The sequence below is a fragment of the Streptomyces sp. Q2 genome (assembly GCF_056820935.1).
The window spans coordinates 218,063-239,698 of sequence record NZ_JBXEJE010000002.1 but is presented as its reverse complement, the minus strand read 5'-3'; the positions used below and the strand labels follow the sequence as shown (position 1 = coordinate 239,698).

The following is a 21,636-nucleotide window of genomic DNA, read 5'->3' as shown; positions in this document are numbered from 1 at the left end:
TCCGTTCGGCCGCCCCGCCCCCCGCTGGGGGAGCTCCGCCTCCCTTATCGGGAGGCCACCGCTTCAGGTGTGTTCGGGATTACTGCATGACGGCCAGGGCGAGCGCACGGCGAGCGCGCAGCGAGGCGCGCTCCGCCCGGCGCTGCATCCGGCGAGCGGAGACCAGGCGCACGGCCCGGCGTTCCTGCTCGGCCTCATGCAGTCGCTCGTGCATATGCGCGCGAGCGAGGGCTTCTGGGATGAGTTGCATCTCTCGGGTCCTGTTCTGGCGCGAGTCGATCGCACCACTGGTGGTGAAGTCTTCAGGCGCGATGCCTGCGGGCTCGTTGGTGGACGGCTTCATCGGGGCCTGCTTCTTGGGGTCGTGCGTGAAAGGACGGTCGATCGTTCCTGCAGTGTTCATGCCGAGACCGGGTTCTTGCGCGGGCGGCCACGCGGCCGCTTCCGGGCAACGACGACACCCTGGACGAACAGCTCGCCGCCCCAGACGCCCCAGGGCTCACGCCGCTCCTTGGCACCGGCGAGGCAGGCCTCGACCAGCGGGCAGGTCCGGCAGAGGGACTTGGCGTACTCGACGTCCGCCGGCGACTCCGCGAAGAAGACCTCCGGGTCGTACGAACGGCAGGGGACGGGTACGCCGAGGTTCTCGATGGCGTCGTCGAGCGCGGTGAGCGCGGTGAGGGGGATCAAGGGAGAGTCCTCCGTGAGGCCGGGCGGGGGGATCGTTTCGGAAGGCGGTACGGACGGGGCGTGCGCTTCGAGTTGCACGGTTCGTCTTCCTCGTCTGTCGTTTCGGCCCTGTTGGGCCGAGTGGCGGCTGGTACCGGGTTCTTTTCTTGTCCCGAGGCCCCTTCGCTCCGTCATCCCCGTTCGGGGACAAACAGAAGGGCCGCGGATCCCGGATGGGGTTCCGCGGCCCTGAAGGCGCCGGCCTGATCGACGATCAGGCTGGATCACTCCAGGGTTCTGGCCCACGGAAGGCCCACATCAGGTGGTGCTGCGTCGTCTGCTTCCGGCTTCCGGCACCGGCGGGCGCAAAGGCATAGACATGCGCCTGTGCCTTTACTGCTTCCAGTGCCTTGGTCGGTCGCTCATTGCGCTCCCGGACGGGAAGGTCCGCGAGAGACAGGGAGGACGCCGGGCGGACGGCACGAATGCCGGACAGACCGGTGCCCGGGTTCGAGGCGCCGAGGATGCACGTGGAGACGACCGAGCGATCGGTCACTTTGGCGGTGCTGATGGAGCTGAAGTTGATGCTGATCACTGGAATCGCCTCCTCTCGGCGTCTAGAGGGACCGGGGTGAACCAGTCCGACGGATATGCAAGTACAGCACGAAAGCGGGGCCTTCGAGAAGGCCTCCGTTCCCGTGGCTACGAACCTATGGGGATTGCTGGGGCATGCGCAAACTATTTTCTCGACGAGTTCGCGTCAGCCCTCAACTTCTTCTCCCCCGAGGTCCTGGCCTGCGCAGATCGCCAGAACATCGGCTCCGTAGCGGTTGAGCTTTCGCGCCCCGACCCCGGGGATCCGCGCGAGTTCCCCGTCGTCGTCGGGGACGGCCTCGGCGATCGCGATCAGCGTTTTGTCGGTGAAGACGCAGAAGGCGGGCTGCCCGCTGCGCTGCGCCTGGACCGCACGCCACTCGCGCAACCGCTCGTAGAGCCCCTCGTCCATGTCCGAAGGGCAGTCCTCGCAGCGCATCAGCTTCAGCTCACCTGCATCGGTGAGCGTGCGCCCGCACACCCGGCAGCGCGCCGGGGTGCGCTGGGTGCGTCGCGGGACGGCGCCGGCCCTGCTGGTGGTGAAGCCGCGCTCGACGCCCCCGGAGCCGACCGCGGCACTGCGCCCGGCGGTACCGGCCGAGCCTGGGCGCAGGCCGTCGAGGAAGCGGCTGGGTCTGCGGCTCGGGCGGCCGCCGGGCGAACGGGACAGCGCCCAGGAGACGTACAGGCGCTCTCTTGCGCGGGTGACGCCGACATAGAGGAGGCGGCGCTCCTCCTCGATCTGCTCGTCGGTCTTTGCGTAGGTGATCGGCATCATGCCCTCGGCGACACCGACCAGGAAGACGACGTCCCACTCCAGTCCCTTGGCCGAGTGCAGGGAGGCGAGCGTGACGCCTTCGACGGTCGGGGCGTGCTGGACGCCGGCCCGCTCGTCGAGCTCGGCCACCAGGTCGCTCAAGGTGGCGCCGGCCCTGGAGGCGGCGAAGTCCTGCGCGAGGTTCACCAGGGCGGCCAGCGACTCCCAGCGCTCTCGGACGGCCCCGGAGCCGGCCGGCGGCTGGGTGGTCCAGCCCTCGCCCGAGAGCACGGCCCGCACCTGGGAGGGCAGGTCGACGGCGTCGTCGAGAAGGGAGTCGTTGCCGCCGAAGCGGGCCGCGCCGCGCAGCGCGACGCCCGCCTTGCGCACCTCGGGGCGGTCGAAGAACCGCTCCGCACCGCGCACCTGGTAGGGCACTCCGGCGTCGGCCAGGGCCTGTTCGTAGGTCTCGGACTGGGAGTTCGTGCGGAACAGGATGGCGATCTCGCTGGCCCGGCAGCCCGCGTCGATGAGCTCGCGGATGCGGCGGGCGGCGCCTTCCGCCTCGGCGGGCTCGTCGGTGTACTCGCTGTGGACGGGCTCGGGCCCGGCGGCGCGCTGGGAGACCAGTTCCAGTCGGTGGTCGGCGGCGCGGCCCCGGGCCTGGGAGAGCAGGCCGTTGGCGAGGTGGACCACCTGCGGAGTGGAGCGGTAGTCGCGGACCAGTTTGACGACGGTGGCGCCGGGATGGCGGGTGCGGAAGTCGAGCAGATGGTCGGGAGTTGCTCCTGTGAACGAGTAGATCGTCTGGCTGGCGTCGCCGACGACGCACAGGTTCTCCCGCTCGCCGAGCCACAGCTCCAGCAGGCGCTGCTGGAGAGGGCTGACGTCCTGGTACTCGTCGACCACGAAGTGCTGGTACTGGGAGCGGACCTGCTCGGCGATGTCGTTCCGGTCCTGGAGGACGGCGACGGTCAGCAGCAGGACGTCCTCGAAGTCGATGACCCCGCGGGCCCGCTTGAGGTCCTCGTAGGCGGAGTAGATCTGGGCGATCTCCGCGGGGTCGCGGGGGGACTCGCGGCCGGACTTGGCGGCCGCGGGCGCGTAGTCGGCGGGGACGGTCTGGGTGACCTTGGACCATTCGATCTCGCCGGTGACGTCCCGAAGCTCGCCCCGGTCGAGGCGGATGCGGCAGGCGGCGGCAGCGTCGGCGACGAGTTGGATCTTGCGGTCGACCAGCCGGGGCATGGAGCCACCGACGGCTTTCGGCCAGAAGTACTGGAGTTGGCGCAGGGCGGCCGAGTGGAAGGTGCGGGCCTGGACGCCGGCGGCGCCGAGCTGGCGCAGCCGGCCACGCATCTCGCCGGCGGCACGGTTGGTGAAGGTGACGGCCAGCACGCTGGAGGGCTGGAGGATCCCGGCTCGCACCCCGTAGGCGATGCGGTGGGTGATCGCCCGTGTCTTGCCCGTGCCGGCGCCGGCGAGCACGCACACCGGGCCGTGCAGGGCGGTGGCCACCTCGCGCTGCTCGGGGTCGAGCCCTTCGAGCACCGCGTCGGCAGAGCCCGGTGTCTGTGGGAAGAGCGGGGAGTGCGTTGCTGCTGTCACACGGCCATGCTGCCAGGTCGGCGGAGACGGACGAGCCGGTTGTCCACAGGCAGACCCTCGTAGTCGTACTAATGCGGCAGGCGTCACGTCGGGCGGAACCCGGCCGCTGGGAATGGTGGCCCTTTCAAGTACGTTCCCTCACTGCGAGCGCACATCCCCCGACCGCCGAAGGAGCACGAGAGACATGCCGGGCACTGTGACGATGTACAGCACGACGTGGTGCGGCTACTGCCGTCGGCTGAAGAGCCAGATGGACCGCGAGGGCATCGCGTACAACGAGATCAACATCGAGCAGGACCCGGATTCCGCCGCGTTCGTCGAGAAGGCGAATGGCGGAAACCAGACGGTTCCGACCGTGCTCTTCCCGGACGGCTCGACGCTCACGAACCCTTCGCTGGCTCAGGTCAAGCAGAAGATCGGCGCGTAACGGCCACTCGGGCGTGATGGCCGGAAGGCGGTCCCTGACGGGTTTCAGGGGCCGCCTTCTTGTGGTTTGTCCCACACCAGCGTGTAGCGCCACAACAGTCTGCGCCGGAAGCGGGCGCCGGGCAGGAGACGGTGCGCGGCCTGCCGGACTTCGCTCCAGGACATCGCCGAGTCCTCCATCGGCATGCCCGCCGGTCCGCCCTCGCCCCGGCGGAAGCGGTGGACCAGGTTCACCGGCACACCGAATGAGCCGACCACCCGGTCGAGCGGTGCCCGGTCGCGCGCCAGCCCTACGATCACCACCGCCCACCCGGAGTCAGGAGCCGTACCAGCCGTCCCACCGCGTGCTCGAACTGGGAGTGTTGGACGACGGCGACCGCGCTCACGAAGCCGTAGGACTCCTCGGACAGGCGCGGGTCGTGCAGGAAGTCCCCTTCGAGGAACGTCACGTTGGCGAGCTCCCGCGCGCTGCCGCGCGCGAGGGCGATCATCTTCGGCGAGCGGTCCACGCCGGTGACGGATTCCGCCCTGGCCGCGAGCTTGCGCGCGAGCAGCCCGTCGCCGCAGCCGACGTCGAGGGCCGCGCCGCAGCCGTCCGGCACGGCGGCGAGCACCACCGGGTGGTAGTGGACGTTGTGGTTCCAGTACGGGTCAGGCATGTCCCGTGCCTCAGACGAAAGTCCTCGTCGGCAGCGGCTTGCCGTACCAGAGCTCGATCAGGCGGGCCGCGATCGAGATGCCGTACGGCGGGAGCACCTCGCCGGACTCGAAGGCGGCGCCCAGTTCGTCGCGGGAGAACCAGCGGGCCTCGTGGATCTCGTCGCCGTCGACGTCGATGTCGGTCGAGGTGGCGCGGGCCATGAAGCCCAGCATGAGGCTGGACGGGAAGGGCCAGGGCTGGCTGGCGACGTACTCGACCTGCCCGATGGTGATGCCCGCCTCCTCGAAGACCTCGCGGCGCACCGACTGCTCGATGGACTCGCCGGGTTCGACGAAGCCGGCGAGCGTCGAGAAACGGCCTTCCGGCCAGTGAACCTGACGGCCCAGCAGGATGCGGTCGTCCTCGTCCGTGACGGCCATGATCACGGCGGGGTCGGTGCGCGGGTAGTGCTCGGCGCCGCAGGCCTGGCAGCGGCGGATGTGACCGGCCGCCGCGATGATCGTGCGCTCGCCGCAGCGGGAGCAGAAACGGTGTGTGCGCTGCCAGTTCTCCAGGCCGACCGCATGCACCATCAGTCCGGCCTCGCGAGGCGACAGGAGCAGACCGGCCTCACGCAGCCCCGCGGCGCGCGCCGACTGGTCGATGCGGCCGGGCAGCGCGTCCTTCTGGAGGGCGAAGTAGCGCACGCCGTCCTCGTCGATGCCGAGGAAGTAGCGGTGTGCCTCGGTGAGGGGCGCTTCGAAGGACGGGGTCATGACGAGCTCGGTACGGCCGTCGGCCGTCTCGTCGATGAGGACCTGGCCGCCGGAGACCACGAAGCAGCGGGTGGTGGGGTGGCTCCACGCCGCCGCGAGCCAGGCCTCGTCGAGCCGGTGGTGGGCGGCCCGGTCGATGCCGCTCGGGGCGGTGAGCGAGATGGGGCGGTCGGCGGTGTGGTCGGTCCAGGTGGTCACGAGTGCTTCCAACTCCCCCGATGGAAAGGGTGTTTCACGGGCGGTTCAGCGGGACGTACGGCGGGAGGCGACCGCGTCCGGCAGGGCGTGGCGGTACGGGACGGTCCTTCCAGTGTGCCCCGCTTGCCGCGCCGGTCCGGACGGCGCGGGACGATCAGGGCGCATGGCGCCAGTGCTCCGCGAGGTCGCCCCACAGGTACGCGGTGGTCTCGACGCCCTTGAGGAGGAGGTCCAGCTCGACCTTCTCGTTCGGGGCGTGCCAGCCGTCGGACGGGACCGAGATACCGAGGAAGAGCACGGGTGCGCCGAGGACCTCCTGGAGGTCGGCGGCCGGTCCCGAGCCGCCCACACGAGTGAAGCCAACGGGCTTGTCGAAGGCTCGGCGCATGGCGCGGACGACGGACTGCAGGGCCGGGTGGTCCAGCGGCGTCAGGCACGGGCGCGTGGACCCGGTGAAGGTGATCTCCTGCCGGATCCCCGCGGGTACCTGCTCGGCGGCCCAGTCGCGGACGGCCTTCTCGATGTGGTCGGGGTCCTGGCCCGCGACCAGCCGGAAGGAGAGCTTCACCATGGCGGAGGACGGGACGATCGTCTTGCTGCCGGGGCCCTGGTAGCCGCCGCCGATGCCGTTGACCTCTGCGGTGGGGCGGGCCCAGATGCGCTCCAGGGTGGTGTGCCCGGCCTCGCCGTGGGTTGCGTGCGACTTGGCCGTGCGCAGCCACTCCTGCTCGTCGAAGGGCAGCTCGGCGAAGAGTGCGCGTTCGCGGTCGGTGAGCTCGACGATGCCGTCGTAGAAGCCGGGGACCGTCACGCGCGCGTGCTCGTCGTGCAGGGCGGCGACGAGGCGGGCCGCGGCCGTGGCCGGGTTGGGGACGGCGCCGCCGAAGGCGCCTGAGTGGATGTCCTGGTCGGGGCCGTACAGCCGGATCTCGCACTCGGCGAGGCCGCGCATGCCGGTGCACACGGTGGGGGTGTCCTCGGACCACATGCTGGTGTCGGAGACGATCACCGCGTCGGCGGCGAGCCTTTGCGCGTGCTCCTGGACCAGCGCCCGGAAGTGCGGGGAGCCGGACTCCTCCTCACCCTCGATCAGCAGCTTGAGGTGCACGGCCGGGGCGGTGCGGCCGGTGGTGGCGAGGTGGGCGCGGACGCCGAGTGTGTGGAAGAACACCTGGCCCTTGTCGTCGGCCGCCCCGCGCGCGTAGAGGCGGTTGTCGCGGACGACGGGCTCGAAGGGCTCGCTGTCCCAGCCGTCCTCGCGGGCGGCGGGCTGTACGTCGTGATGGCCGTAGACAAGGACCGTGGGCGCCTCGGGGTCGTCACAGGGCCACTCGGCGAAGACGGCGGGCGCGCCCGGGGTCTCCCACACTTCGGTGGTCGGGAAGCCGGTCTCCCGGAGCTTGGCGGCGAGCCAGTCGGCGCTGCGGCGTACGTCGGTCGCGTGGTCGGGCTGGGCCGACACGGACGGGATCCGCAGCCACTCGGCGAGGTCGTCGAGAAAGGCGGCACGGTGCCGCTCGATGTACGTACGGACGGCGCTGACGGCACTGTCAACGGGCTGGCTCATGGTCACGAGCCTATCGGCCCGCACCGACATCCCCGGCGTGCGGTTCCTCACCCTCCGGCTCCTCCAGGAGCAGTCGCTCCAGCGCGGCCCGGCCCGGCAGGTCGTCCGGTCGTACGACCTCTCCGGTGCGTACGTAGAGGAAGGTCGCCGTGACCGACTCCAGGGGTACGCCCTGCTGCTCGGCCCAGGCGAGCCGGTAGACGGCGAGCTGGAGCGGGTCCGCGGTGCGGGTGCGGCTGGTCTTCCAGTCGACGATCTCGTACGTCGCCGCCGGACCGTCGCCTTCCTTGTAGACGGCGTCGATACGGCCGCGGACCACCCGGCCGGCGATCGCCAGCTGGAAGGGGGTCTCGACGCGGTGGGGCGTGCGCTGGGCGTAGTCGGTGCGCTCGAAGGCCTCCTTGAGCGCTTCCAGGTCGCGCTCGTCGGCGATCTCGGCCTCGCCGCCGGGCAGTTCCTCGGGCTCCAGCATGGGCAGCGTCAGCGCCTCGAAGCGGGACTCGACCCAGGCGTGGAAGCGGGTGCCACGGCGGGCCGCGGGCTGCGGCGGGCGAGGCATGGGGCGGGCCAGTTCCTGTGCGAGGCCGTCCGGGTCGGCGGCCAGGCGCATCAGCTGGGACGCGGTCAGCGACGCGGGCAGGGGGACGTCGGTGACGCTCGCGCGGGCGCGCACGAGTTCGCCGCTGAGGGCGTCGAGGTCACGGTCCCAGGAGGCGATGGTGCGGGCCTCCTCCAGGGTGAGACGAGCGCTCCGGGGCTCCGTGGGGCGGGGGCGCGCGGGTTCCGTGCGAGGGGGCTCCGTGGCGTCAGGTCGCACGGCCTGGTGCGGGACGGTCGGGCGGTCCGCGCTCCAGGCGTCCCAGTCGGCCGAGTCCTCCTCGACGAAGGGGTCCTCCTCGTGGGGGTCCCCTTCATAGGCGTCCCCTTCGTAGGCGTCCCCTTCGTAGGGGTTCCCCTCGTAGGGATCGCCTTCGTAGAGAGCGTCCTCGGGAGCCGTGTCGTCGTCCGGTGGGACGGGCCAGTCCGGGTCGTCGTGGATGTCCGGGTCGTGTGTGGCCGTGGGGTGGCCGTCCTCGTGGGAGGTGAGGTGTTCCAGGTGGGACAGGACCGTCTCGGCGGCCGCTCGGCGCCGGGCCATGGACGTCTCGTCCAGGGGCAGGGGCCACACCTGGTCGGCGGTCTCCCGGTGCAGGGCCGGGTTCTGCTCGTCCTCGGCGGGCTCGCCCGCCCACGCTTCGATCTCGCCGTGTCCGGCCGTGCAGTGGTCGTACAGGGCCTGCAGGAAGTCGGACGGCCCGCGGGGTTTCTTCTGGGTGGGGCCCCACCAGTGGCCGGAGCCGAGGAGGAGGGAGCGGGGGCGGGTGAAGGTGACGTAGCCGAGGCGGAGCTCCTCGGTGTGCTGGTGCTCCTTCATGTCCTCGTGGAAGGCCTTCAGGCCGCGGGAGTCCCAGGAGGTGACGTCGGGGAGGGTGTCGGTGTCTCCGCGCAGTTCGTGCGGCAGCACCTTGCCCTGGGCGGTCCACTTCTCGCGGCCCTGGGTGCTGGGGAAGGTGCCGGTGACCAGACCGGGGACGGCCACCACATCCCATTCGAGGCCCTTGGACTTGTGCGCGGTGAGCACCTTGACGGTGTTCTCGCCGCCGGGGAGGGCGTTGTCGAGGCCCTTCTCGTACTGGGCGGCGGTGCGCAGGAAGCCGAGGAAGGCGAGCAGGCTCGCCTCGTTGTCGCCGGCGGCGAAGGAGGCGGCGACGTCCAGGAAGTTGGACAGGGTCTCGCGGCGCCGGGCGGCCAGGGCGTGCGGGGACGCCGACAGCTCCACTTCCAGGCCGGTGACGGCGAGGACGCGGTGCAGGACGTCCATCAGCGGGTCGGACAGGGAGCGGCGCAGGTCGCGCAGTTCGGTGGCCAGGCGCGCGAACCGCACGCGCGCGTCCGGCGAGAAGGGCAGCCCGTCGTGGTCCCCGTCGCCGTCGAACGGCGTCTCCAGGAACGTGTCGAGAGCGTCCGCGAGCGATATCACCTCGGACGGGTCGACCCCCTCGACGGCCTGGGCGAGCCGGCGGTCGGGGTCGTCGTCGCCGTCCACGCGCGCGTGGGACACGAGCAGCCGGGCGCGCCGCCCCAGGAGGGCGAGGTCGCGCGGGCCGATGCGCCAGCGCGGGCCGGTCAGCAGACGCACCAAGGAGGCGTTGGCGCCGGGGTCCTGAAGAACCTCGCAGACCGCCACCAGGTCGGCGATCTCGGGCAGGTGGAGCAGCCCGGAGAGGCCGACGACCTCGACGGGGACGTCCCGGGCGACGAGCGCGCCCTGGATCTCGGCGAAGTCGGTGGCCGTACGGCACAGGACGGCGATCTCGCCGGGTGCCTTGCCCGTGTTCACCAAGTGCGTGATCGAGTCGGCGAGCCAGTCGATCTCCTCGGCGTGGGTCGGCAGGAGGGCGCAGCGGACCATGCCGTCGCGTTCGGCGCCGGGGGCCGGGCGCAGCGCCTCCACGCCCGCGTGCATGGCGCGCAGGGGTGCGGCGAGGCTGTTGGCGAGGTCGAGGAGGCGGCCGCCGCTGCGGCGGTTCTCGCTCAGCGCCTGACGGGTGGCGAGCCGGCCGTCGGCGTGGGCGAAGTGCTCGGGGAAGTCGTCGAGGTTGGCGACGGAGGCGCCGCGCCAGCCGTAGATCGCCTGGCAGGGGTCGCCGACCGCGGTCACGGGGTGGCCGGTGCCACCGCCGAACAGGCCGGCGAGGAGGATGCGCTGGGCCACGGAGGTGTCCTGGTACTCGTCCAGGAGCACCACCCGGAACTCGTCGCGCAGGACGCGGCCCACCTCGGGGATGCGGGCGAGTTCGGCGGACAGGGCGATCTGGTCGCCGAAGTCCAGCAGGTCACGTTCGCGTTTGGCGGCGCGGTAACGGACGACGAGGTCGGCGAGTTCACGGCGTGCGGCCGCCGTCTCGGGCACCTTGCGCAAGGCCTCGTTGGTGAGCTTGGCGCCCTGGAGCGCACGCAGCAGGTCGGCGTCGTACGCGCGCAGGTCCTCGGGGCGTACGAGGTGTTCGGCGAGCTCGGCGTCGAGGGCGAGGAGGTCGCTGACCAGGTCGGCGAAGGAGCGGGTCAGCGCCGGGTAGGGGCCGTGCGCCTCGCGCAGCACCCGCGCGGCCAGCTGGAAGCGGGTGGCGTCGGCGAGCAGACGGGAGGTGGGTTCGAGGCCGATCCGCAGGCCGTGGTCGGTCAGGAGACGGCCCGCGAAGGCGTGGTACGTGGAGATCACCGGCTCACCCGGGGGGTTGTCCGGGTCGATCACGTCGGGGTCGGTGACGCCCGCCTTGATCAGCGCTCTGCGGACACGTTCGGCGAGTTCGCCGGCGGCCTTGTTGGTGAAGGTGAGGCCGAGTACCTGTTCGGGGGCGACCTGGCCGGTGCCCACCAGCCACACCACGCGGGCCGCCATCACCGTCGTCTTGCCCGATCCGGCTCCGGCCACGATCACCTGCGGGGCGGGCGGCGCGGTGATGCAGGCCGTCTGCTCCGGGGTGAAGGGGATACCGAGGAGCTCCTTGAGCTGATCGGGATCGGTGATACGGGCGGGCATGTCGCAGAGGCTAGCGGCGGCCACTGACAGCGGAGGCCACATAACCCTCGAGGCCGGGAGAAGCGCAGGTCAGCACCTGTGGTGCGGTCGATCACACAGAGGACGGAGGGTCACGTGCGTCACTCGATCACGTGCCGTCCCTCGGGTTGCGCGCTGCACGAGGCCCGGAACGCGCAGTGCGTGCAGTGCTGGCCCGCACTCGGCGTGAACCGCTCGTCGAGGACCTTGCCTGCGGCCGTGGCGAGCAGGTCGCCGACCCACTCCAATTCCAGCGGCTCCTGGGCCTGCACCTTGGGCAGACTCTCGCCGCCGTCCCGCTTGGGGGCGCCCTGGCGCAGCTGGACGAGTTCGGCGCCGCCCGGCTCGGGGCGCACTCCGTCGAAGACCTCGTCGACGGCGCCCTCGCGGACGGCGAGCTGGTAGACGGCGAGCTGGGGGTGGCGCTCCACCTCGGCCGCGGTGGGCGCCTGTTTGCCGGTCTTGAAGTCGACAACGTAGGCGCGGCCCTCTCCGTCCGCCTCCACCCGGTCCATCTGACCGCGGATGCGTACCTCGACCTCGCCCGCTTCGAGGGTGACGTCGAAGTCGTGTTCGCTGGCGACCGGCGTACGCCCGGTGCGGTCCATGACGTGCCACTTCAGGAAGCGTTCGAGCGCCACGCGCGCGTTGTCCTTCTCCTGCGCCGACTTCCACGGCGCGTCGAAGGCGAGCGCGTTCCACACCGAGTCCAAGCGCTCCATGAGGACGGCGAGGTCGGCCGGGGTGTGCCCGGAGGCGACCTCGTCGGCGAGGACGTGCACCACGTTGCCGAAACCCTGGGCGACCGTCGCGGGCGCGTCGGCCTTCACCTCGCGGCCCAGGAACCACTGCAGGGCGCAGGTGTTGGCGAGCTGGTCGAGAGCGCTGCCGGAGAGCACGACGGGCTGGTCCCGGTCGCGCAGTGGCACCTTGCTCTCGGTCGGCTCGAACATGCCCCACCAGCGGTAGGGGTGGGCGGACGGCACCAGGGGGCGGCCGTCCTCGTCGGCGAGCGCGGCAAGCCGGGCCAGTCGGCGGGCGGCGGCCTCCCTGAGGGTGTCCGAGACGCGCGGATCGACGGTGGTGGCGCGGAGTTCGGCGACGAGCGCGGCGACCGACAGGGGGCGGCGGGGGCGGCCCGTGACGTCCCGCGGTTCGACGCCGAGTTCGGTCAGGAAGCGGGAGGGCTGGTCGCCGTCGTCAGCGGGCGCCTTCACCGCGGTGACGACCAGGCGTTCACGCGCGCGTGTGGCGGCCACGTAGAACAGGCGGCGCTCCTCGGCGAGCAGCGCCCCCGGGGTGAGCGGTTCGGCGAGTCCGTCGCGGCCGATGCGGTCGGCCTCCAGGAGGGAGCCGCGGCGGCGCAGGTCCGGCCACAGCCCTTCCTGGACTCCCGCGACGACGACGAGCCGCCACTCCAGCCCCTTGGAGCGGTGCGCGGTCATCAGGCGGACGGCGTCGGGGCGTACGGCACGCCGGGTGAGCGTGTCGGCGGCGATGTCCTCCGCGTCGATCTCCGCGAGGAAGTTCAGGGCGCCCCGGCCGCCGGTGCGTTCCTCGGCACGGGCCGCGGTCGCGAACAGGGCGCACACGGCGTCCAGGTCGCGGTCCGCGTTGCGTCCGGCCGCGCCGCCGCGTCGGGCGGCCCGCTCCAGGCGTGTGGGCCACGGCGTGCCCTCCCAGAGGTCCCACAGGGCCTCCTCGGCCGTACCGCCGCCCGCGAGACGCTCACGGGCCTTCCTCAGCAGCGCGCCGAGCCGTTGGGCACCCCGCGCGTACGTGGGGTCGTGCACGGCCAGGCGCTCGGGCTCTGCCACCGCCCGCGCGAGCAGCTCGTCCGAGGGCGGTGGCAGGGGGTTGCCCGCGGCCCGCTCCTCGTCGCGCAGGGCACGGCCGAGGCGACGCAGGTCGGCGGCGTCCATGCTCGCGAGGGGGGAAGCGAGGAGGGTGAGGGCGGTTTCGGTGTCGAGCCAGGAGGTGTCCGGCTCCCGTCCTTCGGAGGCATTCCCCTCTTCCGGGGGTTCCGTGGTGTCCGCCTCGTCCGGGGGTTCCGTGGTGTCCGCCTCGTCCGGGGATTCCGTGGTGTCCGCCTCGTCCGAGGGCTCCGTGGTCCCCGCCTCGTCCGAGGGCTCCGTGGTCCCCGACTCCCCCGAGAACTCCGTGGTCCCCGCCTCGTCCGAGGGCTCCGTGCCCCCCGCCTCGTCCGAGGAGTCCGTAGTCTCCGCCTCGTCCGAGGGCTCCGTGCCCCCAGCCTCGTCAGAGGGCTCCCTGGCCCCCGCCTCTTCGGGCCGCTCCGTTGGCTGCGTTCCTCCTTCGGCCTGCTCCATGGCCACCGCGCCTTCGGCCTCCGCCGCAGCCACCGCCCGTAGCGCTGTCAGCAGCGGTGCCACCGCGGGCTCGTGCCGCAGGGGAAGGTCGTCGCCGTCGATGTCCAGGGGCACACCGGCCGCGGTGAGCGCGCGGCGGACCGTCGGGATGGTGCGAGATCCGGCGCGCACCAGGACGGCCATCTCGCCCCAGGGGACGCCGTCCTCCAGGTGAGCCCTGCGGAGGATGTCCGCGATGTTGTCCAGCTCGGTGCCGGGCGTCGGGTACGTGTACACCTCGACGCGGCCCCCGTCCCGGACCGGGGCGAGCTCGCGGTGCGCGCGCACCTTGTCGGCCGGAAGGCGGGTCAGTGGCATGCGCTGGGTCAGCAGCCGGGTCGCGGCCAGCAGGCCGGCACCGGAACGGCGGGAGGTGCGCAGGACCTCCACGGGCGCGGGGTGGCCGTCCGCGCGCGGGAAGGTCCGGGGGAAGTCCAGGATGCCGTTCACGTCCGCGCCGCGGAACGCGTAGATCGACTGGTCGGGGTCGCCGAAGGCGACGAGGGTGCGGCCGCCGCCGGCGAGCGCGTGCAGGAGCCGTACCTGTGCCGGGTCGGTGTCCTGGTACTCGTCCACGAAGACGGCGTCGTACTGCGCGGCGAGCCGCTGGGCGACCTCGGGGCGGCGGGCGAGGAGGACCGCGCGGTGGACCAGTTCGGCGTAGTCGAGCACCCCCTGCAGGTCGAGGACGTCGAGGTACTCGGCGAGGAAGGCGGCCGCCGCGCGCCAGTCGGGGCGGCCGATACGGCGGGCGAAGGCGTCCAGCGCGCCGGGGCCCAGGCCCAGTTCGCGGCTGCGGGCGAGGACCGCGCGGACCTCGTCGGCGAAGCCGCGGGTGGTCAGGCAGGCACGAAGCTCGTCCGGCCAGCGCACGTGCGCGAGGCCGAGCCGTTCCAGGTCGGGCTGGCCCGCGAGCAGTTCGCGGACGGCGACGTCCTGCTCGGGGCCGGACAGCAGCCTGAGGGGTTCCACGAACAGGTCGGTGTCCTGGTGGGCACGGACCAGGGCGTAGCAGAAGGAGTGGAAGGTGGTCGCCTGGGGCGCGCGGGCAGCCCCTATGCGCAGCGCCATGCGGTCGCGCAGTTCGACGGCGGCCTTGCGGCTGAACGTCAGCACGAGCACGCGCGCGGGGTCACCGCCCCGGGCGATCCTCGTAGCCACCGACTCGACGAGCGTGGTGGTCTTTCCGGTGCCCGGACCTGCGAGAACGAGCAGCGGACCGGTCGTGTGGTCAACCACGGCACGCTGCGCGGCGTCCAGACGAGGGGGATCCATGCGGACCGGCGGGGTACGCACCAGTCGGTAAGCGCCACGGTTCCCCTGTCGCCCCTGCGGGTGCGACAGGCGCTTGGTGGAGGAAAAGGAGCTCACGTGGTTCGCCGGTCCTGGTGGGTGTGCCATCTGTCGCCGCGGGCGCGAAGCGCCGCCGTCGCGGGGTGGAGGTCGGGTGAGGGGTGGGACGGCCTCCGTACGGGGAGGACGGTGGTCGCGGGATGAGAGGGACGCGCGCAGGCGACGCTACGCCGACGGAAGGCGCGGAAGCAGGGCTTCCTCTTCTTCCCTCACGTCACTCGCGACACGTACGTCCCTCCGCCCACGAACGTACGCCATGCCACGGACATGTCCTGTTTCCCCCGTCGTGTCACGGACGCGCTTCATTTCGCCCGTACGGACCTCAGGCCGCCCGTGAGGGTGTCCGATGGCGGAAGCTGTCAGGTGTGACCTTCCGCGCGTTCGTCGCCGTCCCACCGCGCCCGTCTCATGTCGAGCCGCGGCAGATGCCCCTCAGCGGCCCGGCTCGCCTCCTTCAGAGGCGTACCCTCCGCGCGGTAGTGGCCGAGCGCCTCCAGCTCATGCGCCGGGAGCAGCACGCCGTCCGCGCGGACGACCCGCCACCACGGAACGGCTCCTCCGTAGAGGGTCATGACACGTCCGACCTGCCGGGGCCCGCCCTCGTCCAGCCACTCGGCCACGTCCCCGTACGTCATGACGCGGCCGGGCGGAATCCGTTCGGCCACGTCGAGGACCCGCTCGGCATACTCCGGCAGCGCGTCCGCATTCTCCGCGCGGGCGTCGTCCGGAAGGCTCTCCTCGCTCATCCGCCCCATCCTGCCCCACCCCACCGACAATGCGACGCGCTCGTGACTGCGGGGGTCCCTCGCCCTGGGACGGCGCTTCCGGCAGACTGTGCGCCCCCGCATGTGCACCCTGACACCCCCGTGTGTCGGTGGGGCATGCCACCATCGTGCGGGCGGTGACAGGTGATACGAGACCAAGAAGAGACGATGAAAGAGCAGGGTGTGCATCCCGAGGACGCGGAAAGCACCCCTGCCGCATCGTCGCGCCCGGGCACCGCCGACGAGGACGGGACGACGGACACGAAGGATGCGGCGAGCGCCGGCAGGGAAGCGCCCGCGACCCGTTCCGGGCCGAACGGCGACGACCCCGACGACGTGCACGCCGACGAGGTCGAAGGTGACGAACCGCTGCTCCCCGCGCGCGTGCACCGGCCCTCCGATCTCATGCGGCTCATGGTCGGCGTGCTGGCCGTGGCCGTACTGCTCGCGATCGCCGCGTTCGCCCACGGCACCACCTCTGGTCTCGAGCAGGACATCAACAAGGGCACCGGTCGGGCACCGGACCTGCTGATCAAGATCGCGGGGCTGGCGTCCAGCATCGCGATCCTCCTGGTGCCGGTCGCGTTCGCGATCGAGCGTCTGATCAAACGCGACGGACTGCGCATCGCCGACGGCGTCCTCGCGGCCGTCCTCGCGCACGGAGTGACACTCGCCACCGACCTGTGGGTCGCCAAGGCCGCCCCCGACTCGATCCAGGAGGCGCTCACCCAGCCCTCCCCCGGCGACATCCACGCCCTCACCGATCCCGTACACGGCTATCTGGCGCCCGTCATCGCCTACATGACGGCCGTCGGCATGTCACGCAGACCGCGCTGGCGGGCGGTGCTGTGGATCGTGCTGATGCTCGACGCTTTCTCGATGCTCGTCACCGGCTACACGACACCCTTCTCGATCATCCTGACGGTGCTCATCGGCTGGACCGTGGCCTACGGCACGCTCTACGCCGTCGGCTCGCCCAATGTCCGCCCCACCGGACGGACCCTGATGGCGGGCCTCAGGCACGTCGGCTTCCACCCGGTGAGCGCGGCCCGCGAGGAGGTGGCGGACACTCCCGAGACCGGAGACCGCGGCCGGCGCTACTTCGTCGCCCTGGAGGACGGTCCACCCCTGGACGTCACGGTGGTCGACCGGGAACAGCAGGCCCAGGGCTTCTTCTACCGCGCCTGGCGCAACCTGACGCTGCGCGGCTTCGCCACCCGCAGCAGCCTCCAGTCACTGCGGCAGGCACTGGAGCAGGAGGCACTGCTCGCGTACGCCGCCATCGCGGCGGGTGCCAACGCGCCCAAGCTGATCGCGACCTCCGAACTGGGCCCCGACGCGGTCATGCTCGTCTACGAGCACACCGGCGGACGCACCCTCGACTCCCTCTCCGACGAGGAGATCACCGACGAGTTGCTGCGCGACACCTGGCACCAGGTGCGGGCGTTGCAGTCCCGGCGCATCGCGCATCGCAGACTCGTGGGCGACGCGATCCTGGTGGATCGTTCCGGCACGGTGATCCTCACCGACCTGCGCGTCGGCGAGATCGCGGCCGGCGACCTGCTGCTGCGCATGGACATCTCCCAACTGCTGGTCACGCTCGGCCTCAGGGTGGGCGCCGAGCGCGCGGTGGCCACAGCGGTCGCCATGCTCGGTCCCGACGCCGTGGCCGACTGTCTGCCGATGCTGCAGCCCATCGCCCTGAGCCGCTCCACGCGCGCGACACTGCGCAGACTCGCCCGGGAGCGGGCCGAGCGCGAGCGGGAGGCGGTCCTGGAGGCGTCCCGTCAGGACAAGCAGGCCCGCCTGGAGGAAGCCCCGCACGAGGCCGGGCCGCCCGTACTCGAAAAGCCCGACAAGAAGGCCGTGAAGGCGGAGGCCAGGGCCGAGAAGCGGGCCATCGACGAGGCTCTGGAAGAGGCGCGCGAGGAGGACCTGCTCACGCAGATCCGCCACGAGGTGCTGTTGATCCGGCCGCAGGCCCCGGTGGAGCCGGCCCGACTGGAGCGGGTGCGGCCGCGCACGCTGTTGAGTTTCATCGCCGGCGCGATCGGCGCGTACTTCCTGCTGACGCAGCTCACGCACATCGAGTTCGGCCTGCTCATCGAGAACGCCGAGTGGGGCTGGGTCGCCGCCGCCGTGGCCTTCTCCGCGATGAGCTACGTGGCGGCGGCGATGGCGCTCCTGGGCTTCGTGCCCGAACGGGTCCCGTTCCTGCGGACCATGGCGGCCCAGGTCGCCGGGTCGTTCGTGAAGATCGTCGCTCCGGCCGCCGTGGGCGGCGTCGCCCTCAACACGCGCTTCCTGCAACGCGCGGGCGTACGCCCCGGACTCGCGGTGGCGAGCGTCGGAGCGTCGCAGCTGTTCGGACTCGGCTGCCACATCCTGATGCTGCTGTCCTTCGGCTATCTCACCGGTACCGAGAAGACGCCGTCGCTGTCGCCGTCCCGGACGGTCATCGCGGGTCTGCTGACCGTGGCGGTACTCGTGCTCGTGGTGACCTCGGTGCCGTTCCTGCGGAAATTCGTCGTCACGCGCGTGAGGTCACTGTTCGCGGGCGTGGTGCCGCGCATGCTCGACGTGCTCCAGCGACCGCAGAAGCTGGTGACCGGGATCGGCGGCATGCTGCTCCTGACGGCCTGCTTCGTGATGTGCCTGGACGCGTCGATCCGGGCGTTCGGCACCGAGGGAACCTCGATCAGCATCGCCAGCGTCGCCGTCGTCTTCCTCGCCGGCAACGCGCTGGGGTCCGCGGCCCCCACGCCAGGCGGTGTGGGCGCGGTGGAGGCGACCTTGACGGTCGGTCTGATCGCCGTCGGCCTTCCCAAGGAGGTCGCCGCACCGGCGGTGCTGCTGTTCCGCCTGCTGACCCTATGGCTGCCGGTGCTGCCGGGCTGGCTCGTCTTCAACCACCTCACGCGCAAAGGCTCGCTGTAGTCCGCCATCCGGTACGGCGGTCTCGGCGGCGTACCTCGTACGGCCCGCGCCCCGCGCGTCCCGCCGGGCGCGCCCGCAGGATGGGACCATGCCGAGCCCTCCCCGGCTGCGCGCCGCTGCCCTGACCGCCACCGCACTGGTGCTGTCCACCGTGCTGGCGGGCTGCGGTGACGACGCCCAGGACGAGGACGTGTCGGCGCAGGAGCTGAGTTGGAAGGACTGTCCGGCACCGTCCGCGGCGGAGGGTGGCGGTGACGCCCCGTCACCCCTCGCGGACGGCGACGAGTGGCAGTGCGCCACCATGAAGGCGCCCCTGGACTGGGACGAACCCAAGGGCGACACGATCAAGCTGGCGCTGATCCGGGCGAAGGCGAGCGGTGCCGAGAGCGCGCGCATCGGCTCGCTGATCTTCAACTTCGGCGGCCCCGGCGGCTCCGGCGTCACCACGCTGCCCGCCTTCGGCGAGGACTACGCGAAACTGCGCACCCGCTACGACCTGGTCAGCTTCGACCCACGCGGGGTCGGCCGCAGCGCCCCCGTGGAGTGCGAGAACGACCTCGAGCTCGACGCCTACTTCCAGCAGGACGCGACCCCCGACGACGCGGCCGAGCGCACCACGCTCCTGGACAACACCAAGGAGTTCAACGAGGCCTGCGAGACGAACTCCGAGAAGGTGCTGCCCCATGTCCGCACCACCGACGCCGCCCGCGACCTGGACCTGATGCGCCAGATCCTGGGCGACGACAAGCTGCACTACTTCGGCATCTCGTACGGCACCGAACTCGGCGGCGTGTACGCCCACCTGTTCCCGAAGAACGTCGGCCGCGCGGTCTTCGACGCGGTCGTGGACCCGACACAGAACGCCGAACAGGGCTCGCTCGGGCAGGCCAGGGGATTCCAGCTCGCCCTCGACAACTACGCCGAGGACTGCGCCTCCAAGGCCGAGGACTGCCCGGTCGGCGACACCGCCCAGGATGTCAAGAACCGCATCGCCAAGCTGCTCAAGGACCTCGACGGCAAGCCGATTCCCGGCATCTTCCCGCGCGAGCTGACCCAGACCGCCGCGACCAGCGGCATCGCGCAGGCGCTGTACTCGCAGGAATTCTGGGAGTACCTCACCGAGGGCCTCGCGCAGGCGTACGACGGGAACGGGCAGATCCTGATGGCACTGTCCGACGCGATGAACGGCCGCAACCAGGACGGCGAGTACAGCAACATCACCGCCGCCAACGTCGCCATCAACTGCGCCGACGACAAGGCGCGGTACACCTCCGGCCACGTGCAGCGGAAACTGCCCGAGTTCCGGGCCGCCTCCCCCCTGTTCGGAGACTTCCTGGCCTGGGGCATGGTCGGCTGCACCGACTGGGCGGTGCCGGGCGCCGCCGACCATCCCGACGTGAGCGCGCCCGGCTCCGCACCGATCCTCGTCGTGGGCAACACCGGCGACCCGGCCACGCCGTACGAAGGGGCGAGGAAGATGGTGGCCGCGCTCGGTGCCGGCGTCGGGGTCGAGCTGACGTACAAGGGGCAGGGGCACGGGGCGTACGACAGCAGGAACAGGTGCGTGCAGGACGCCGTGAACGGCTATCTGCTGGACGGGAAGGTTCCCGCGGCCGGAACCGTCTGCTCCTGACACCCCACTCGAATCTCGGGAGAATTCGCAGGTCAGAACGTTATCCACAGGCCGCAGCGGCGGTGCTGTGGTCCGCCTACTATGGCGGAACAGCCATCCGCGGCACGGGGCGGAGGGCCTGCGAGGGGGGAACCCGCAATGACGCGTTTCGTACGGTGGGCGGCGGTGGGGACCGCCGCCACGCTCCTGGTGACAGGCTGTAGCAGCGGCTCGTCCAGTGACGACAAGGGCGGCAGGAAGACCGGCCGGACGCAGCCGTCGGCCCGATCGTCCGGTACGGCCGACGCCGGTCCGACCTCAGCGCTGACCTCCCAGAAGCTCGACTGGGGGCGCTGCAAGGCCACCGCGGACTCCTCCGCGCCGGGCAGCGACTGGCAGTGCGCGACGCTCAAGGCGCCGCTGGACTGGTCGAAGCCGGACGGCGAGACGATCGGCCTCGCGCTGATCCGCACCAAGGCCCGGGGCGACAACCGCGTCGGCTCGCTCCTGTTCAACTTCGGCGGCCCCGGCGGCTCCGGTGTGTCCACGATGCCGGCCTACGCGGCCACCGTCTCCCTGCTTCGCGAGCGGTACGACCTGGTCAGCTGGGACCCGCGCGGGGTCGGCGCCAGCGGGGGCGTCCGCTGCCGCAGCGACAAGGAGATCCAGGCCGCCGAGTCGGTGGACGTCTCGCCGGACACCACCGCCGAGGAGAGTGCCTACTTCAAGGACGCCGCCGACTTCGGCAAGGGCTGCGCCGAGGACGCCGGAAAGATGCTGGCGCACGTCTCCACCACCGACACCGCCCGCGACATGGACCTGATGCGCCAGGTCCTGGGCGACAAGAAAACGCACTACTTCGGCATCTCCTACGGCACCGAACTCGGCGGCGTGTACGCCCACCTGTTCCCGAAGAACGTCGGCCGACTGGTCCTGGACGCTGTCGTCGACCCGAGCGCCGACACCGTGGGCCACGCGGAGAACCAAGCCCGGGGCTTCCAGCGCGCACTGGACGGCTACCTGAAGTCCACCGGCCAGGACCCGAAGCAGGGCACGCGGAAGATCGCGGGACTGCTCAAGGAGATCGACGCGAACCCGCTGCCGACATCGTCCGGGCGCAAGCTGACGCAGACCCTCGCCGTCACCGGCATCATCCTGCCGCTGTACAGCCAGGACAGCTGGCCGACGCTGACCAGCGCCCTGGAGGCGGCGGAGCAGGGAGACGGGTCGGAGCTCCTGGCGCTCGCCGACGGTTACAACGAGCGCGACCCGTCGGGTCGCTACGGCACCACGACCCATTCGCAACGGGTCATATCGTGCTTGGACGACAAGCAGCGGCCGACCGCCGCGGAGACGAGGAAGCTGCTGCCGGAGTTCGAGAGGATCTCGCCCGTCTTCGGGGAGTTCCTGGGCTGGGACACGGCCGGCTGGTGCCACGACTGGCCGGTGGCCGGTCAGCACGAGACGCCGGAGGTGAGCGCGCCCGGTGCGGCGCCGATCCTGGTGGTCGGCAACACCGGCGACCCAGCGACGCCGTACGAGGGCGCCCGGAAGATGGCGGACGAGTTGGGCAAGGACGTCGGTGTGCTGCTCACCTGGAAGGGCGAGGGGCACGGTGCGTACGGGAGCGGGAGCGACTGTGTGGACTCCGCGGTGAACACGTACCTGCTGGCCGGGACGGTGCCGAGGGACGGCAGGGTCTGCTCATGACGACGGCGGGGGCCTCGGGCACCGTCGGTGCGCGAGACCCCCGCCGCTCGGGCCGGGA

At 71.6% G+C, this 21,636-nt stretch carries 15 protein-coding genes; 4 read left to right on the top strand and 11 right to left on the bottom strand.

Going from position 1 to position 21,636, the window contains the following annotated elements; all coding sequences use genetic code 11:
* Positions 1–79 precede the first annotated feature (79 nt).
* From ACWBNA_RS03245 to ACWBNA_RS03230, 4 genes are all read right to left on the bottom strand, one after another.
* Complete coding sequence (locus tag ACWBNA_RS03245; RefSeq protein WP_482702064.1) at positions 80–403, bottom strand: hypothetical protein; 324 nt, start codon at positions 401–403, stop codon at positions 80–82.
* Positions 400–768, bottom strand: a complete 369-nt coding sequence (locus tag ACWBNA_RS03240) for a WhiB family transcriptional regulator (protein ID WP_482702062.1) — start codon at positions 766–768, stop codon at positions 400–402. The genes ACWBNA_RS03245 and ACWBNA_RS03240 overlap by 4 nt, the downstream gene beginning before the upstream one ends.
* Before the next feature lie 175 nt (positions 769–943).
* Positions 944–1,264 (bottom strand): hypothetical protein, encoded by a 321-nt coding sequence (locus ACWBNA_RS03235; protein ID WP_482702060.1) that lies wholly within the window; start codon positions 1,262–1,264, stop codon positions 944–946.
* 165 nt (positions 1,265–1,429) lie between these two features.
* A complete protein-coding gene (locus ACWBNA_RS03230; protein ID WP_482702058.1) occupies positions 1,430–3,628 on the bottom strand; it encodes an ATP-dependent DNA helicase UvrD2 in 2,199 nt (732 codons plus the stop codon).
* A gap of 184 nt (positions 3,629–3,812) precedes the next feature.
* Between ACWBNA_RS03230 and ACWBNA_RS03225 the strand changes: the two genes are divergently transcribed.
* Positions 3,813–4,055 carry a mycoredoxin gene (locus ACWBNA_RS03225; RefSeq protein WP_115906059.1) on the top strand — a complete coding sequence of 81 codons (243 nt, stop codon included), beginning with the start codon at positions 3,813–3,815 and terminating at the stop codon, positions 4,053–4,055.
* Between the two features lie 44 nt (positions 4,056–4,099).
* On the opposite strand, the gene ACWBNA_RS03220 is transcribed toward ACWBNA_RS03225, so the two are convergent.
* The 7 genes from ACWBNA_RS03220 to ACWBNA_RS03190 form a co-directional block, all read right to left on the bottom strand.
* Positions 4,100–4,354 (bottom strand): hypothetical protein, encoded by a 255-nt coding sequence (locus ACWBNA_RS03220; protein WP_482702056.1) that lies wholly within the window; start codon positions 4,352–4,354, stop codon positions 4,100–4,102.
* Entirely contained in the window at positions 4,351–4,713 is a 363-nt protein-coding gene (locus tag ACWBNA_RS03215) for a class I SAM-dependent methyltransferase (protein ID WP_482702054.1), read from the bottom strand. Before ACWBNA_RS03215 ends, ACWBNA_RS03220 begins: the two co-directional genes overlap by 4 nt.
* A 10-nt stretch (positions 4,714–4,723) precedes the next feature.
* Positions 4,724–5,668, bottom strand: coding sequence for an NAD(+) diphosphatase (gene nudC, locus ACWBNA_RS03210; protein WP_482702052.1), 945 nt, complete (start codon positions 5,666–5,668; stop codon positions 4,724–4,726).
* Positions 5,669–5,822: 154 nt separating this feature from the next.
* Complete coding sequence (locus tag ACWBNA_RS03205; protein WP_482702050.1) at positions 5,823–7,235, bottom strand: dipeptidase; 1,413 nt, start codon at positions 7,233–7,235, stop codon at positions 5,823–5,825.
* 10 nt (positions 7,236–7,245) lie between these two features.
* Positions 7,246–10,818, bottom strand: coding sequence for a UvrD-helicase domain-containing protein (locus tag ACWBNA_RS03200; protein ID WP_482702048.1), 3,573 nt, complete (start codon positions 10,816–10,818; stop codon positions 7,246–7,248).
* 119 nt (positions 10,819–10,937) lie between these two features.
* Complete coding sequence (locus ACWBNA_RS03195; protein ID WP_482702046.1) at positions 10,938–14,477, bottom strand: ATP-dependent helicase; 3,540 nt, start codon at positions 14,475–14,477, stop codon at positions 10,938–10,940.
* Positions 14,478–14,914: 437 nt separating this feature from the next.
* The gene (locus ACWBNA_RS03190; RefSeq protein ID WP_482702044.1) at positions 14,915–15,301 is read right to left on the bottom strand and encodes an MGMT family protein; all 387 of its coding nucleotides are present in this window, start codon (positions 15,299–15,301) and stop codon (positions 14,915–14,917) included.
* Between the two features lie 186 nt (positions 15,302–15,487).
* Between ACWBNA_RS03190 and ACWBNA_RS03185 the strand changes: the two genes are divergently transcribed.
* From ACWBNA_RS03185 to ACWBNA_RS03175, 3 genes are all read left to right on the top strand, one after another.
* A complete protein-coding gene (locus ACWBNA_RS03185) occupies positions 15,488–18,256 on the top strand; it encodes a lysylphosphatidylglycerol synthase transmembrane domain-containing protein (protein WP_482702042.1) in 2,769 nt (922 codons plus the stop codon).
* A gap of 88 nt (positions 18,257–18,344) precedes the next feature.
* Positions 18,345–19,889 (top strand): alpha/beta fold hydrolase, encoded by a 1,545-nt coding sequence (locus ACWBNA_RS03180; protein ID WP_482702040.1) that lies wholly within the window; start codon positions 18,345–18,347, stop codon positions 19,887–19,889.
* A gap of 138 nt (positions 19,890–20,027) precedes the next feature.
* Positions 20,028–21,578 (top strand): alpha/beta hydrolase, encoded by a 1,551-nt coding sequence (locus ACWBNA_RS03175; protein WP_482702038.1) that lies wholly within the window; start codon positions 20,028–20,030, stop codon positions 21,576–21,578.
* Positions 21,579–21,636: the final 58 nt, after the last annotated feature.